Genomic DNA, 15,620 nt, shown 5'->3' with positions numbered 1-15,620 from the left:
CTGCCTAGAGCCCCATTCCCACGCGCAGTCCCTCGAGTACGGCGGCGTGGACATTGCGGGAGGCGACGGCATCTCCGATCCGATAGAGCGCGAAGGGGACGCTCGCCTCGTCGGCGGTGCCTGCGGAGGCAGTTCCTGCTGTGGAGGGTGGGATCGCTCCGCTTTCGCGATCCGGCTGGGTGCGACCGTGGATCCAGGAATCGATGTCGATCTCACCGTGATTGCTCGAATGCGGTTTGAGATCGAAGTAGACATCATCGTTGGGTGTGGTTCCGAAATCGACGACCACGGCGTCGGTCTCGAGCTCGGTCTCGATGCCCGAGTAGTCATTGCGCAGTCGTGCGGTGATCAGCTTGCCGTTGATCGTCGGCTTCGCCGCGAGCCTTTCGCCGAGGTGGACCGTGACTCCGAATTCGGAGAACACCTGCAGATAAGCGGGGGAATTCATCGATCCGACGTCCACGCCGATGGTGCGTTCGGGGCTGACGTAGGTCACTTCCTGACCGTTGCGGGCCAGGTGTTCGACGGCGTCGAGGGCCGGATAGAAGCCATGGTCGTCGAAGACGAGGACACGGGACTTATTGCGCAGGTTGTCATCCATGACGTCCCAGACATCGAATGATGGTCCCTCCTCGCGGAAGGGGTAGCCGGCATCGGGGACGCCTCCGGTGGCGACGATGACGACATCGGGTGCGAGCGCGAGGATCTCGTCCGCCTCGGCGAAGGTATCCACGCGGATGTCCACGCCGTGCTTGCGGCACTGCTGCTCACGCCAGTCGATGATGCCGATGAGGTCACGGCGGCGCTGGGAGCGAGCGGCGATCTTCACCTGACCGCCCACCGCAGAGTCGGCTTCGAGAAGGGTGACCCGATGACCGCGGACCGAAGCGACTCGCGCGGCTTCGAGGCCGGCGGGACCGGCGCCGACGATGACGACGTGTTTGGGGCCGGACTCGACGTCGCGGGTGATCTCCTGTGGCAGATCGGCCTCGCGCCCGCTGGCGGGATTGTGGATGCACGTCGCAGCGCCCGAGGTGTAGATGCTGTCGAGGCACATGTTCGCCCCCACGCACGGGCGGATGTCATCCTCCCGCTTCTCCTCGATCTTCTTCACCAGATAGGGGTCGGCAAGCTGGGCCCGGGTCATGCCCACGAGGTCGACGCAGCCGTCCTCGATCGCAAACCGGGCCGTGGGCGCATCGGCGATCCGAGCGGCGTGGAGGACGGGAATGTCGATCGCTTCGCGGATGCGACGGCAGGTCTCGAGCCAGGGTGCCGAGGGGGTGCCCATGCCCGGGATCGCTTCCGCGAGTTCTTTGTCGGAGCTGATGCTTCCGACGTTGAGGTTGAGGAAGTCGACGCCATGGGCGGCATACTCCTTGAGCACCGCAATGGAGGCTTCTTCGGTGATGCCGTCCTCGATCTGTTCGAGGACTGACATGCGGACGCCGAGGGCGAGTCCCTCCGAAGCGTCGCGCATCGCGTCGATGATCTGGAGCGGGAAGCGCATCCGGGCCGCGAGGTCGCCGTTGTACTCATCTTCGCGCTCATTGAAGCGGGAGGCGAAGAAGTAGTCGATGAGGTGGCCGGTGTGGAGGAACTCCAGACCGTCGAAGCCGGCGGCCTTGACTCGAGTCGTGGCCGCCGCGAAGTCCTCGACCACCCGCTCGATGTCGAAGTCCTCCATGGCCTTGGTGAATGACCGGTGGGTGGGTTCGCGGTGGCGGCTCGAGGAGATGAGTGGTAGCCAATCGGCGGTGAAGTTCGAGTTGCGCGGGCCGAGGTGGGTCAGCTGGATCATCACTGCGGTGCCTTCGGCATGGCAGTCATCGGCGATCGCGGACAACCAGGGGATCACCTCGTCGGTGGAGAGGTCGACATTGCCGAAGGCGGCGGGGGAGTCCTTGGACACGATGGCCGAACCGGCCGTCATCGTCAGTCCCACCCCACCGCGGGCCTTCGCCCGGTGGTAGAGACGGTAGCGGTCCTTGGGCATGCCGAGCTCGGTGTAGGCCGGCTCATGCGCGGTGGAGACGATGCGGTTCTTGAGCTGCACCGGGCCCAAGGTGAAGGGCTGGAGCAGAGGATCGTGGGACATGGTTCCTCCTTCTTCGCAGGAACGACAGTGGTCACTTCGCAGGAACCACACCGAGGTGTCGACGAGCTCATTCCGACTCGATCGAAAGGAGAGTAGTCGATAACCGATTACTTCACTCAATCGTGAGCCGTCGTGGTTATGCTGTCAATAGTCATCGAAGGAGAATCTTGGTCACCAGCGAATCCGGAGTACCTGAAGCGAAGCGCCCGGCGGCGGGCAGTCACGCATCGGGCACTCAGACATCGATCCCGGCTCGTCCCGAGACGGCCCCGACGCTGAGGGAGCACGCACTCGTCGTCATCCGCCATGCGATCACGACCGGGGATCTCGCCGAGGACACGATCTATTCGGCCGCGGGATTGGCCAAGCAGCTGGGTATGTCCCTGAGCCCCGTCCGAGAGGCAATGATGTCTCTCGTTGCCGAGGGGACAGTTGAAGCCGTGCCGAACCGCGGCTTCCGCCTAGTGCCGGTCACGCGAGAGGACTTGGAGGAGATCATCGGGATCAGGGCCCTGCTCGCAGGGCCCGCAGTCGAAGCCCTGTGCGCCAGGGCAGGTGAGGATCCGGCAGCGAGTGCGTCCGCGCTCGGCGATCTTCGCCGGCACGCCGAAGCTGCGCTGGCAGCGGCGCTTGAGGAGGATACGATCGGCTTCATGACTGCCGATCGACTCTTTCATGAGCATCTGCTCGAACACGGTCTGGGTCGCCGGGCGGCCGACATCAGTCTGCGGCTGCGCGACCAGTCGCGAGTCTTCGCGGCTCATCAGATCGCTGCCACCGTCGATGCCGAATCGGCACAGCAGATCGTCGACCTCGTCGGGCTCATCGAGGCCAGCCGTTGCGCCGAGGCTCGGGCCCTGGTCATCGACAACCTCTTCTACTTCAGGCGGGCCGAGGACCTCTAGCCCGAGCGACACAGAGGGCGAATGGACACAGAGGGCGAATGGGGACAGATGTTTAGCCGCGGACGAGCACCGGCCAAGCGACACAGACGGCGAAGCGGCCGGCCCCGGTCAGGGGACGACCGCCTCGGCGATGGTCTGAGCTGTTGGTCAGGCTAGTCGGTCAGGCCTGCAGATGACTGGGAATACACCTTCACGATCCGAGATCATACCTTCACCACCGGGATCGGCATGGTGTCCGGATCGAGATCCGGGTTGTCATCCTGGCCGGCCGCGAGTTCAACGGCTTCCTCGTGAGTTTCCACAGTCGGGAATGATCCGAGCAGCGGCCTGTGCGCCGATTCCTTCATCAGGAGCACCGCTACGAAGGCGATGACCGAGAAGAACATGATGTAGAACGCCGGCATGTACGAGTTCCCGGTGAGATCGATGAGCGCCTGGCTGAACAGCGGCGTCGTGCCGCCGAACAGGGAGACCCCGATGTTGAAGGTCAGGCCCATGGCGCCATAGCGCGACGCTGTCGGGAACAGTGCCGGCAGCGTCGACGCGAGGCAGGCGATGTAGAAGCCGGCAGGCAGAGCGACCATGAACAGCGCGACGATGACGGCCCACATCTGGCCGATCTGCATGACCGCGAATGCCGGGACCATCAGTACGATCGTCATTCCCGCAGCAATGAGGAAGACCCGCTTACGTCCGATCTTGTCGGAAAGGCGCCCGATCAGCGGCAGGCACAGTGACATGATGATGAGCACCGGAATGGTGGCTACTGCCGCTTGAACGTTCGAGACCTTGACCGTCTCCTCGAGGTAGGTCGGCATGAAGCTTGTGAGGGCGTAGCCCACCGTCTGCGATCCGGCGACGATGGCGATGCCGATGAGGATCTCTTTCCAGAAATGACGGACGACGCCGATGAGGCCGTGGCGAGCGTATTTGTCGTCCTTGACCTTCACATCGAGGCCCTCGGCCACGGAGGCTTCGAAGCTGGGCGTCTCGGGGATCTTCAGCCGGAACCAGATGGCGACGGCGCCGAGTGGGATTGCGATGAGGAACGGGATCCTCCAGCCGCCGTCGATCATCGCGCTCTCTCCGGCGATGCTCGTCGAGATGACGGTGGTGATGGCGACGGTGCCTGCACCGGCTGCGAAGCCGAGGTAGGAGCCGACGTCGAGCCAGGAAGCCCAGAATCCACGCGACTTGTCTGGCGCGAACTCGGACACGTAGGTGGTTGCGCCGGCGTATTCGCCGCCGGTTGAGAATCCCTGGATCATCTTGAGCAGGTAAAGAGGAATGATCACCCACAGACCGATCTGGGCCGCGGTGGGCAGGACGCCGATGAGCGCAGTGGCAGTAGCCATGGTGGCCATGGTGAAGAAGAGGACCTTCTGGCGCCCGATCTTGTCACCCAGTGGTCCGAGGACCATGCCGCCGAGTGGACGGACGAGGAAGGAGACCGCGAAGCCGAACAGGGTGACGAGCAGACCCATCTGCCTGTCCATGCCTTCCGTGAAGACCGTGGTCATGGTGACGGCCAGGTATCCGTAGACGCCGAAGTCGAACCATTCCATGAAGTTGCCGACCGTTGTGCCGCCGATTGCGGTGCGAATGGACTTCTTCTCGATCACGATGCAGTGGTCGGCCTCCAAGCGCTTCTTCTTGAGAGCTTTCCGCTCCCTGCGGGGCAACTTCGTCCCATCCGGAATCGGGTGTGCTTGGCCTTCTGACATCAGTGGTTCCTCGTTTCAGATGCAATTCGATTTTCTACCGCCCGTCGAACCTGGGGGTTCCAGGGCGTTCGGTTTTCGACAATGCTGAACATCTTTACTCGATTAAACACCCATGTCAACAAATTTGGTGTTCCAGATCACGATGAAATGCCGCTCGGATAAGTAATCTATGGGTCTGGCGACGGCGACCGGGGTATTTACCTCAGGCGACCCTGTGGTTATTAGGAGCAGTCTCAGGAGTGGGGTTTTGGGCGTGCGTATGGGTGTTGCGCGTCAGCTGACGCTTCAATTTGTGGTGCAGTCAGCCCAATCGGAGGTGCAACCAGCCTGAGGAGTGCCTCAGTGTCCAGCGCCCACTTCGCTGAAGAGCCTGCGCTCAGTACGACGTGCCGTTCTGTGTCGGATCACGGGGCGGGGGTTTCAGAGCCTGGTGCGGACGGCTCTTCAGGCGACTCATCTGACGGTTCCTCGCTTGGCTCTTCAGGCGACTCATCTGACGGTTCCTCGCTTGGCTCGTCAGACGGCTCATCCGACGGCTCTTCTGACGGTTCCTCGCTTGGCTCGTCAGACGGCTCATCCGACGGCGGTGGGTCCGAAGGTGTTTCGGGGTCGTCGGAAGATGGTGGCGTCGGCTCCGACGGTGACTCTGGGGCTGGCTTGTCAGAATCCGACGGGCTGGGTTCGTCAGGTTCATCTGCTGACGGGCGATCGTTGCTGTCACCTGTGTCACCTGTGTCGCCGGGATCGTCCTCGGTTGATGGACTGTCGTCCGCCCGACTGCCATCGTGCCCTGGTGTTCGTGGTGACTTCTCGTCCTCGTCCCTGTCGGAGTCAGATGCCTTCGAATTCTCGGGTCCCGACTCTTGGTCTGCCTTGTCCGAGTACGTGTCATCCGGAGACTGGGAGCTGCTGTTCTTGTCGTGCTTCTTCGAGGAAGAATCTGCAGGTGAGACCGCGCTGCTGGCGTTGCCTGGACGAAGCCCCGTCTGCTCGTCGTGTTGCGGCACGATGGCCACACCGACGAGCGTTCCCAGGAGCCCGACGCACGCGGCGACCACAGGGATCAGAACGGGTTTCGGCATGCTGAACCGAGTTGCTTCAGGCGTCAGGGTCGAAGTCTGCGCGGCTGCTGACTGTGCGTCGAACGCGGCGAGCGACACGGGTTCGACGGTATTTGTGTCGTCTGCGGCTGCACCCGCAGCGCCAGCAGAAATGCTCGCAGCGCCAGCTGCCGCGTTCGCAGGTTCAGTGGATGCATCTGAAGCCTCGGCAGAATCATCGGCTGCGGAGGAGCCGGTTGCCGCAGGGATGGATTCGGGTGCAGAATCTGCCTCGGCCGCCGACTCTGTCGCCGAGTTGTCTTCGGCCCCTGCGGCAGGTTTGAGTGCCGGCGCGTTGTCGATGCCCGTGACTGCGCCAGCCGGGACAGGAGCGGGCAGGACAGCAGTGGCGGTGTCGTCGTCATTGGCGCCGGCGCTTCCGCTTGCGACGTCTGTACCCTCGGCCATCGTGGTTTCAGTGTCGGGCTCCGCACCAGTTGGCTCTTCGACTGCAGTCATTTCGGCAACAGCGGGACCTGGTTCTGGAATTGCCTGTGCCAGGGTGGAAGAGAGGCGCTCGATGACGATCGGTGAGGTCAGAAGCGCAGGAATGAGTGCGGTACGGTGATCGGCGGTTGCCTTGCTATCCCTGGGGCGGACCTGCTGCCATTCGTCCTGCAGGCCATGACGGGCGCGGCCAGTCAGCCTGTCGACTGTCGACGCTTTGATATTCAGCTGCTCGGCAATAGCCTCGGGTGAGAGCCGTTCGACTTCGCGCAACCACAGGATCCGCTGCCAGTTATCGGGCAGGTTCGACAGCGCCTGTGAGACAAGCGCAGCCTCTGGAGCCTCTGCGTCCGAACCACTCGCTGACGTCCGCTCTGTGGACGTCAGATTCGCGAGATGTACGTCGATCTCGGTGTCCACCATTGAGCGGAGACCCTCGGCTGTGTCGGAGGACCTGTTGAGCAGGGACCTGAGCACACTGAGGAATGCATCATCTGTGACCTGTCTGGCCTTCGCGTCGGGCAGAGAAGATGATGCTCTTGCTACGGCGTCATCGCGGTAGCGGCGGTAGATCTCGGAATAGGCACCGGCAGTTCCGGCCTCGATGAGCGAGAGGAGCTCGCTCTCCGTGAAATCGGCGAGTTCTTCCCCTGGCTGATGTGCGTGCACGTCCATCCGGTCCTGAATCATTCGGTAGCGTCATGCAGTCTGCAGCTCGTCATTGCAGACTGCATCTGGTCGAACAGCGAGAATAAGGGAAGCACAATCCGTGTGAAATCTATCCTCAGCGGTGACTGTATCCGACAAGACGTCCTTTTGCATCCAGTATCGCTATTTGAACAATCAACCAGTCTCATGGGGACGATGAGAGGGTCCGATCAGAGTAAACGGGGCCCTTCGAGGCAACATTCCTCTTTGAGGCAACGGACCGGCTGACTACAGCAGACCGGCTGGCGGCAACGGAGAAGCGCCAGACTGGAAGTCAGTCTTTGAGCACTCGGAACGTGCTCAGTTTCGGATCGACTCCGCCGCGGACGTGTCCCGATGGGCTCGCAGCCACGGCTTGCAGGAACTCGACGGTCTCCGCGGTGATCTCCTCACCGGGGAGAACATTCGGGATTCCGGGTGGGTACGCGGCCAGCGAGCTGACGCTGGTTCGGCCGACAGCCTCGGCGGCGGGGACGAGCTCGGAGTCCGCGAAGTACGCATCACGCGGCAGGGCCACCAGCTTTCCAGGGCTCGGCAGCGCCGGGATCCCGGCCGAAGCGTTCAGGGCGTCTGCAAGCCTGTCATCTTCGTGTTCGAGGCGCATCTGGTCCAGGGCATCGAAGAGTCGGCTGAGGTCGGGGGACTTGCCGATGCCGATGAGGGCGACGATCGTCGTGGCCGTCGCCATCTCGGCGAAGATGTCGAATTCCTCGGTCAAGCGCTTGCGCACAGCATGGCCGTCGAGTCCTGTCGAGGTGATGTCGATGGGCAGGCGGAAGGGATCGATGTCGACGACATCGGCATGGTTCATGAAGTCCCCGGAGAGCAGGTGATAGTGCTCGGAGCCCTCGATCCGGGCACGGATCTGACGGATGTTCTCCAGAGAATCGGAGATCGCGACATATGAGTTCACAAGATCCCGGCGGGCGATGTCGATCGACGCCATCAGGTGGGCGTTCTCACTGGTCGAGGCCGTCATCATGAAGGCGCGGGCCAAGGCCGGTTCGAGTCTGTTTGCGAACTCGGTGTCGCCGAGGTGGAGCAGAGCTGACTGCGTGAACGACCCGGCGAGCTTGTGAGTGCTCATGATGACGATGTCGGCGCCCAGCGTGACCGGGGATTCCGGCAGATCAGGATGGAATCCGAAGTGCGCGCCCCATGCGGCGTCGATGATGAGGGCAGCGCCGGCTTCATGGGCCACCTCGGCGAGTGCCCTGACATCGGCGACGGCACCGAAGTAGCTGGGGGTCACCAGGTAGACCGCGGAAACCTTCTCGGGATGGGCTGCGATGGCATGGCGCAGCGAGTCTGGGGTGACTCCGTGGGCGATGCCGTTGACCTCGTCGACGTTGGGAGAGACGAAGCCGGGGTTGAGTCCGGCCAGAACGATGCCGTCGATGAAGCTCGAATGGGCGCTGCGCTGGGTGACGACGCCCGTACCCAGGGTGCCGATCGCCAGTGCTGCCATGCGGTTGCCCTGCGAGGAGCCGTTGGTGAGGAACCAGGTGCGCCGCGCGCCCCAGGCCTCGGCAGCTAATTGCAAGGCTTCGTCCTTCGGGGTATCGACACCGAGGTCGATGCCCTCGAAGAGCGGGGGGATGTCCAGGGAGAGGGTGTGCTCGCCGAAGAACTCGGCCTGACCTGCAGAGATTCCCATGGTGGTGCCGCCGTGCCCGGGGGTGGACAGGAACAGCGAGTCACGCTGGGCCGCCGCCTGCAGTGCATCGGCATAGGGTGCGTAGGTCTTCGCGGTTCCCGGGAATGCCGACTGATCTGAGGTGGATGTCATGGGGGAGTCTTGGTGCACGGTCATGAATCCAGATTAGGGAACGGACCCTTGCCGGGAGAATACCAAGTTTCCTAAACTGATGAATACGCACTATTGATCTCGAAGTCGGAGGATAATGGAAACCCTCGATACCCGTGGACTCATGGCCCTGCGCGTGATCGCCGAGTCCGGTTCGGTTGCCGCCGCGGCGACCACACTGGGGTGGAGCCAGCCGACGGTCAATCATCACCTGCGCAATCTGGAGAAGGCTCTGGGGTCGACCTTGATCGAGAAGAGCCCTCGGGGATCGCGTCCGACAGTGGTCGGCAGCCTCGTCGTCTCCCGTGCCATCGAGATCCTGGGGCTGTGCGATCGCCTCGGTGACGAGGTGGCACTGTGGCGCGAAGATCAGGCAGTCCCTGTTCGCATCGGGGCCGTACCCACAGTCGGCGCCCGGGTGATCCCGAAGCTGCACAACCAGTTGCAGAGGCGACCGCGCTGGCGGGCCCATGACGAGATGGCCGCCGCGAATCCGGACCCGGCAGACACGACCACGGCTGCTCTCGACGTGACCATGGATGAGCATGCGAAGCTCGTCGCCAGATTGGAGGCCGGGGATCTCGATCTGGCGCTGCTCGTCTCGACCGACATCGACAGAACCTGGATTCCCTCGACCCTGACCGCGCGGCACCTGTATTCGGAGCAGCTCTTCCTCTGCGTGCCGAAGTCCGTGGGCCCGACCGCACTTGACGCCCACGGCATGCCCGACCTCACCTCACTCGTGTCCCAGACGTGGGCATTCAGCATCGATCCCGGTGACGCCATCGACGAGGTGGTCAGATCGTTCTGTGTCGCCGCCGGATTCGAGCCCCGGGTGGGGATGAGGATGGATGACTATGCGGCGATCATCCGCATGATCGCCGCTGGGTTGGCGGTCGCGGTGATCCCTGATTCCTCGGTGCCGGAGGACCCGACGGTCGAGATCATCCCGATGCCGATGGACGCCTGCCGCCGCGACGTGCTCCTCGTGTCCCGTGCCCGGACGGCGGAGTCGAGTAAGAAGGTCTCGCGGCATGACCCGATCGTCGCCGCCCACAATGCCGCCATCGCCGAGGTGGTCGCCGACCTCGGGGTCGTCACCGCGCAGTGGCGGTGACGATCGTAGCGCGATTGTGATTGGTCAGTGCGGCTGCCAGGCGTCTTCGATCGCGACCCTCTCGGTCACCTCGGCGGGCAGGGACTTCGAGGCCAGCGCCTCGATGGTCACCTGTTCGAGGACATCGCGCAGGGCGAACCTGGCCGCAATCCACACCTGCTGGAGTGACTCGGCGGCATCGTCGTACTCGACGACCTCCGGGCGCTGCCCGTAGATCGAGACCAGGGGGCCGTCGACGGCTCGGATCACGTCGGCGATTGTGGTGGCGCTCGCTGGCTTCGTCAGTTTCCAGCCCCCGGACTTGCCGCGGATGGAGGCCACGATCTCGACCCTGCGGAGGTCAGCGAGGATCGCCTGGAGGAATCCCTTGGGGATGCCCTGTCGCTTTCCCAGTTCATCGGCGCTGATGGGGCCACCGTCGCTGACGTTGGCGATCTCGATCAGGGCGCGAAGCGCATAGTCGGATTTCGTGGTGACCCGCATGCCGTCATAGTAACAGCGGGTTGAGCCTCAGCTGCCCGCGCCGACCTCGACCTCGGCCTCCTGGGCAGCTTCTGCGCGCCGAGCCCTGCGTTCGTTCCGTGCAGCCTGAACGATGAGGGCGATCCAGGCAGCGGCGAGCACCAAGAGGATAGTTGAGACGGTGGTCGTCGAGGCACCGAGTGCCAGGGCGATGGTGCGTGCGTTGGTGAGGATGATGATGCCACCGGCTGCGATGGCGAGGATCCGAGCAGGCAGGATCTTGACCAGCCAGGCAGCGAAAGGGGCGGCGATGATTCCGCCGATCAGAAGGGCGGCGGCGATGGACCACTCGATGCCCGAGGAGCCGAGGGCGAACAGGAACCCGAGCGAGCCGCCGACCGCGACGACGAATTCGCTGGTATCGATCGAGCCGACGACCTTGCGCGGCTCGATCCGACCAGACGACAGGAGCGTCGTGGTTCCGACTGGCCCCCAGCCGCCTCCGCCGATGGAGTCGAGTGCGCCGCCGATGAGACCGACGGGAACGAGGAGCTTCGGGCCCGGGCGTCCCTTGAAGGTGGGGCGGCGGCCGCCGAGGGCGAGGAATCGCCAGATCACATAGACGCCGAGGAGCAGCAGAATGCCTGAGATCCACGGAGTGGCCGCGTCACCGCTGAGGCCGGCGAGGAACGTGGCGCCGGCGAAGGCTCCGATGAAGCCGGGTACCGCGAGGATCGAGACCGTCTTCCAGTCGACATTGCCGAACTTGTGGTGCGAGATTCCGGAGACCAGCGAGGTGCCGATCTCGGAGAAGTGGACCGCCGCCGAGGCGGTGGCCGGGGCGATCCCGGCCGCGAGCAGCAGGGTCGTCGACGTCACCCCATAGGCCATGCCGAGGGAACCGTCGATGAGTTGGGCAAGGAGCCCGACGAGTCCGAGGACGATGAGTTGGCGCATGGTGGGGACCTTTCAGCATGCCGAAAATTGTTGAGCAATTCGATCGATGCCAACAATACCCACTAAGTCCATCCGATTACTAGACTATGAATTTCTGTGACGTTTCCGGACCTTGTGCGTCACAGTGCCAAGACCGCCGGAACGGTGAGGACGGCGACGTAGTAGCCCATGAACTGGACGCCGGCGTGCATGCCGATCATGCGATTGAACAGGCCGCCGACCAGGCCCACGGTGATGGTCACACCGAGTGCGAGCAGCCCGCCCTCGTAGAGGCAGATGACACAGATGAGTGCGGCGAAGCCTGCGATGATCGCCTCGTGGGAGACAGATTTCATCACCCAAGTAGCAGCCCGATGGGCGTTTCTCATCACGAACGGATAGGCGACCGCAACGGCGATGACCGCGGCGATGACCGAGAAGAGCGCGAACTCACCGGTCGACAGCAGATCGTGCAGGTTGTTCGTCTCACCTGTCTTGGCATCAAGAGTGTAGACGGGAGGCGCGTTGAAGAGGGGTGCGGCCGGGCCCGCTGCCATGGGTGAGAGCGGAAGCCCGATGGCGATCAGCGGGATCAGGGTCTCGGCGATATAGGTCGACTCGGTGGTTCCGTTCCTCACGGACACGACCGTTGTCAGCCGATGGAAGCCGTTCTTGATCCGGCTGCCCGCGATCTCACCCATGAGCACCGCCATGGCGACGGGTGAGAAGACGAAGGTTGCGCTGGTGATGACGGCCGAACCGCTGGTGTAGGCCAGCTGCTGCCGGTCCAGGACCGTGAATGGGTTCGGCAGCCTCGTGCCACCGGCGGGCCGCACATCGGGAGCAAGATCGAATTCCCGCTTGCCTGTCTGCGTCATCGAGCGACGGCCTGCGGGGGATAGGGCAGAGAACAGATCGTAGATGAGCGGGCCGGTCGCGATGCCCAGGAAGAAGGATGTCGTGAACGTCGCATCCTTCTGTTCGAGGATGAATGCCTGCAGCCCGACGATGATGAGGACGAAGGGGATCAGAGCGAGAACTGCCGCGAGCTTTCCCTTCGAGGTGTACGCGACGAGAATCGCCGCCGCGATGAAGATCCACGGTGCTGCGGCACCGATGGCCTCAGCGAACGGAGTAAGGACAAGAGCGAAGAGAATTGACAGCGGAATCGCGATGATCACCGAGATGACGCCACCCGAGATGGCCTTCTGCAGCGCGATATGGGGCACTCCGAGAGAACGCAGCAGCTGTGCCTCGCGCAGCATCGGCACTGCAGTGGTGTCGCCGGGTATCCCCAGCAGTGTTGTGGGCACGGCGTGAGAGATGTGCTTGGCGATGATCGCTGCGAGGAAGAAGGCGATGACACCGGCCGGCGGCACACCGATGAGGATGACAAGCAGTGCCAGGGGTGCGACGATCGCTGTCTCGTCGGTGCCTGAGATGAGACCGATTCCGGTGAAGAGCACTGCAGCCAGCAGAGCCATGCCGATTGCCCACAGGATCGGTTCGATGAGGTCCGCGCTCACAGCTGTGCACCCTTCGCTCGGTTCTCATGATTCTCGACCAGAGCGTCGAAGAGCCCGAGTGCTCGGATCTCTTCCTGCACTGCCGGTTTGAGATCGCGTGGGTCGCCTAGGTCTCCGTACTCTTCGACGACTTCGTCGATGACCTCCTGCCTGTTGCGCGTGTCAGCCTCTGATTCAGTGATCACTCGCTTGGGCTTGAACAGTATTCCGGAGATCACGGCACCGACGATGCAGCCCACGATCCCGATCAGGAGGGCATAGGAATGCCCCAGTTCCGGATCGCCGGTGGTCGTGAAGAAGTGGTCGGAAATGAGGAACGCCGGTACCGCCACCCCGATTCCGATGGCAATGCTGCCGACAAGGTGTTTCGAGTCGACGGTATCATTCCAGACTTCGAGCAGCTGTGGCATCTTCGCCTACCTTCTGTTGATGAACGGTCTGTTGATGAACGGTGGTGCTACTGATTGACGATGGCAGCGGATGTGGCAGAAGCCAGTGGTTTGTCGAGCTGCCGGCTCAGCCACTGGCTCGTCTCTGCGACTGTGCGGATGTCGACTCCTGTCGAGATTCCCAAGCCGTTGAGCATCCACAGGAGATCCTCGGTTGCCAGATTTCCGGTTGCCGAACCCGCGAACGGGCAGCCTCCGACTCCTCCGGCAGAAGCGTCGAACTCACTCACTCCGAGTTGGAGGGCGGCGAAGACGTTCGCCAGCGCCTGACCGTAGGTGTTGTGAGTGTGCAGCGCGATCGCGTCGACGGGGACACCGCTTTCGATCAGGGACTGCAGGACTGCAGTCACGTGTCCAGGTGTTGCAGTGCCGATCGTATCTCCGAGCGAGATCGACGCGCACCCTGCCTCCAGCAGCTGCGCAGCCGCAGTGACCACGCGCTGCGGATCCACTGGACCCTCCCAGGGGTCGCCGAAGACCATGGACAGATACCCGCGGACCCGCATCCCCGCCGAGGTGGCCGCCGCTGCCACATCAAGATTGCGTGCTGTGGTCACTTCGAGGCTGTCGCCGAGGTTGGCCCGAGAGAACGATTCCGTGACACTGACGAAGACGGCGATGTCCTTGGCCCCAGCCGCCCTGGCCTCGTCGAGTCCGCGTCGGTTGGGAACCAGGACCGGATAGGAGATGTCCGAGTCGAGGTCGAGCCCGTCGAGAACTGAGCGGGTGTCGGCCATCTGCGGAACGGCCCGTGGAGACACGAAGCTGCCTGCTTCGATGGTTCTCAGACCGGCACCTGCCAGTCGGGAGATGAGCTGCGCACGCGTCTGGGCGGGCAGGGTGAGCGATTCGGCTTGGAGGCCGTCCCGTGCGCTGACCTCGTAGACCCTGACCTGAGTCGGCAGCGTGTCATGGGTGAACACCTGAGGGAGTGAGTCCATCATTTCGATCCACCTGAGCGAAGCTCGGCGAGGATGGCCTGAACTCGGTCGAAGCGGAAGGCCTTCTCTTCGATGAGCCTCGTGACGATGGTCTTGGATTCTTCGGCAGTGGCGCCGGCAGACACGGCGAGGTTCTTCGCATGCAGCGACATGTGGCCGCGCTGCACACCTTCGGTGGCAAGGACTCGCAGGGCCGCCAGATTCTGCGCCAGCCCTGCGGCGACGATGATTTCGGCCAGATCTTTCGCCGTGCTCACCTCGGCGATCTGGAGCGCGGTTCTGGCCGCAGGGTGGACCTTCGTGGCACCGCCCACGAGACCGACGGGCATCGGCATCTCGAGGTTGCCGACGAGGTTGCCCTCGGCATTCTTTTCGAACGTGGACAGTGAGGTGTAACGACCGTCGCTGAGGGCATGTGAATGGGCGCCGGCTTCCACAGCGCGAGTGTCATTGCCGGTGGCCAGGACGACGGCGGAGATGCCGTTCATGATGCCTTTGTTGTGGGTGGCGGCACGGTAGGGGTCGGCTGCGGCCAACTCATAGGCGTGGAGGATGTTGTCGACGACCTCGGCGCCTCCCAGCAGCTCCTTGTCGAAGACGGCGTGTGCTCGGCTCAGACGCAGATCGGCCTTGTTCGTCAGGATTCGCAGGAGTGCGTCACCTTCGGCGATCGCCGCGAGACTGCTTGAGACGGCCTCTGCCATGGTATTCACCGCGTTCGCGCCCATGGCGTCGCGGACGTCGACATGAAGGTGGACGACGACGTAGGTTGCCGACTTCGCTTCGACGAGGCGGACATCGAGGCCCTTGACGCCTCCGCCGACCTCGACGAGCTTCGGATCCTGTGCATTGGCCAGGTCGATGATCTCGTCCTGGCGTTCGAAGATGCGAGACCGAGCGGCATGGGGGTCTGCCACATTGATGAGCTGGATCTGCGCCTGCATGATCGGCTGGGTCGAGCTGGTGAAGAACCCACCCTGTGGGCGCGCCATCCGGGCGGCGTTGCTGGCAGCGGCGATGACCGAAGCCTCTTCGGTGGCCATGGGTACGAGGACATCGGTGCCGTTGATCGTGAAGTTGGTGGCGGCGCCCAAGGGCAGGGAGAAGACGCCGAAGACGTTCTCACTCAGGTTCGCGGCCTGTTCGGGGCCGAATGCAGTCGCATCGATCTGGGCGAACACCTCGGTGTCGAGCCCGGTTGCCTCGGCTACTGCCGTGCGACGATCGTTGACCGACATATTGCGGAAGTCGGCGATGCGACTGTTCTCTGCCATTGTGTGTCTCCTGTCGAGTCTTCTTCGAGTCTGTGTCTGCCGCCTGCGGCTGCCGAAAGCGGCCGAGCAGAGCCGGTCAGACCGTTCGCGCGGAGTAATTCCGCGCAGAGTTCAGTCAAACACTTC

At 63.3% G+C, this 15,620-nt stretch carries 12 protein-coding genes; 2 read left to right on the top strand and 10 right to left on the bottom strand.

What is annotated here, in order from left to right:
- Positions 1-4: 4 nt before the first annotated feature.
- On the bottom strand, positions 5-2,098 hold the full coding sequence (locus JTF07_RS15965; RefSeq protein ID WP_204235220.1) for an oxidoreductase: 2,094 nt from the start codon (positions 2,096-2,098) through the stop codon (positions 5-7).
- 167 nt (positions 2,099-2,265) lie between these two features.
- Here JTF07_RS15965 and JTF07_RS15960 point away from each other — a divergent pair, with 167 nt between their 5' ends.
- Complete coding sequence (locus JTF07_RS15960) at positions 2,266-3,003, top strand: GntR family transcriptional regulator (RefSeq protein ID WP_213018889.1); 738 nt, start codon at positions 2,266-2,268, stop codon at positions 3,001-3,003.
- 203 nt (positions 3,004-3,206) lie between these two features.
- Here JTF07_RS15960 and JTF07_RS15955 read toward each other — a convergent pair whose 3' ends face one another.
- The 3 genes from JTF07_RS15955 to JTF07_RS15945 all read right to left on the bottom strand — a co-directional run bounded on the left by JTF07_RS15955 (position 3,207) and on the right by JTF07_RS15945 (position 8,795).
- Entirely contained in the window at positions 3,207-4,727 is a 1,521-nt protein-coding gene (locus tag JTF07_RS15955; protein WP_204235219.1) for an MFS transporter, read from the bottom strand.
- Positions 4,728-5,131: 404 nt separating this feature from the next.
- A complete protein-coding gene (locus JTF07_RS15950) occupies positions 5,132-6,949 on the bottom strand; it encodes a sigma-70 family RNA polymerase sigma factor (protein WP_204235218.1) in 1,818 nt (605 codons plus the stop codon).
- Between the two features lie 307 nt (positions 6,950-7,256).
- Positions 7,257-8,795 (bottom strand): aminotransferase class I/II-fold pyridoxal phosphate-dependent enzyme, encoded by a 1,539-nt coding sequence (locus tag JTF07_RS15945; protein WP_252199870.1) that lies wholly within the window; start codon positions 8,793-8,795, stop codon positions 7,257-7,259.
- Positions 8,796-8,886: 91 nt separating this feature from the next.
- Here JTF07_RS15945 and JTF07_RS15940 point away from each other — a divergent pair, with 91 nt between their 5' ends.
- On the top strand, positions 8,887-9,906 hold the full coding sequence (locus JTF07_RS15940; RefSeq protein ID WP_204235217.1) for a LysR family transcriptional regulator: 1,020 nt from the start codon (positions 8,887-8,889) through the stop codon (positions 9,904-9,906).
- A 24-nt stretch (positions 9,907-9,930) separates the two neighbouring features.
- On the opposite strand, the gene JTF07_RS15935 is transcribed toward JTF07_RS15940, so the two are convergent.
- The 6 genes from JTF07_RS15935 to JTF07_RS15910 all read right to left on the bottom strand — a co-directional run bounded on the left by JTF07_RS15935 (position 9,931) and on the right by JTF07_RS15910 (position 15,593).
- On the bottom strand, positions 9,931-10,389 hold the full coding sequence (locus JTF07_RS15935) for an RrF2 family transcriptional regulator (RefSeq protein WP_204235216.1): 459 nt from the start codon (positions 10,387-10,389) through the stop codon (positions 9,931-9,933).
- A 27-nt stretch (positions 10,390-10,416) separates the two neighbouring features.
- Positions 10,417-11,325 (bottom strand): sulfite exporter TauE/SafE family protein, encoded by a 909-nt coding sequence (locus JTF07_RS15930; protein WP_204235215.1) that lies wholly within the window; start codon positions 11,323-11,325, stop codon positions 10,417-10,419.
- Between the two features lie 119 nt (positions 11,326-11,444).
- The gene (locus tag JTF07_RS15925) at positions 11,445-12,830 is read right to left on the bottom strand and encodes a tripartite tricarboxylate transporter permease (protein ID WP_353843993.1); all 1,386 of its coding nucleotides are present in this window, start codon (positions 12,828-12,830) and stop codon (positions 11,445-11,447) included.
- Positions 12,827-13,240 (bottom strand): hypothetical protein, encoded by a 414-nt coding sequence (locus tag JTF07_RS15920; protein WP_204235214.1) that lies wholly within the window; start codon positions 13,238-13,240, stop codon positions 12,827-12,829. Before JTF07_RS15920 ends, JTF07_RS15925 begins: the two co-directional genes overlap by 4 nt.
- Positions 13,241-13,287: 47 nt before the next feature.
- Complete coding sequence (locus tag JTF07_RS15915) at positions 13,288-14,223, bottom strand: hydroxymethylglutaryl-CoA lyase (protein ID WP_353843992.1); 936 nt, start codon at positions 14,221-14,223, stop codon at positions 13,288-13,290.
- On the bottom strand, positions 14,220-15,593 hold the full coding sequence (locus tag JTF07_RS15910) for a hydroxymethylglutaryl-CoA reductase, degradative (RefSeq protein WP_353844011.1): 1,374 nt from the start codon (positions 15,591-15,593) through the stop codon (positions 14,220-14,222). Before JTF07_RS15910 ends, JTF07_RS15915 begins: the two co-directional genes overlap by 4 nt.
- Between the last annotated feature and the right edge of the window lie 27 nt (positions 15,594-15,620).

Source organism: Brevibacterium sp. RIT 803 (genome assembly GCF_016892625.1).
Classification (GTDB): domain Bacteria; phylum Actinomycetota; class Actinomycetes; order Actinomycetales; family Brevibacteriaceae; genus Brevibacterium.
The sequence above is the reverse complement of the archived record's forward strand: the minus strand, read 5'-3'. Positions and strand labels throughout refer to the sequence as shown.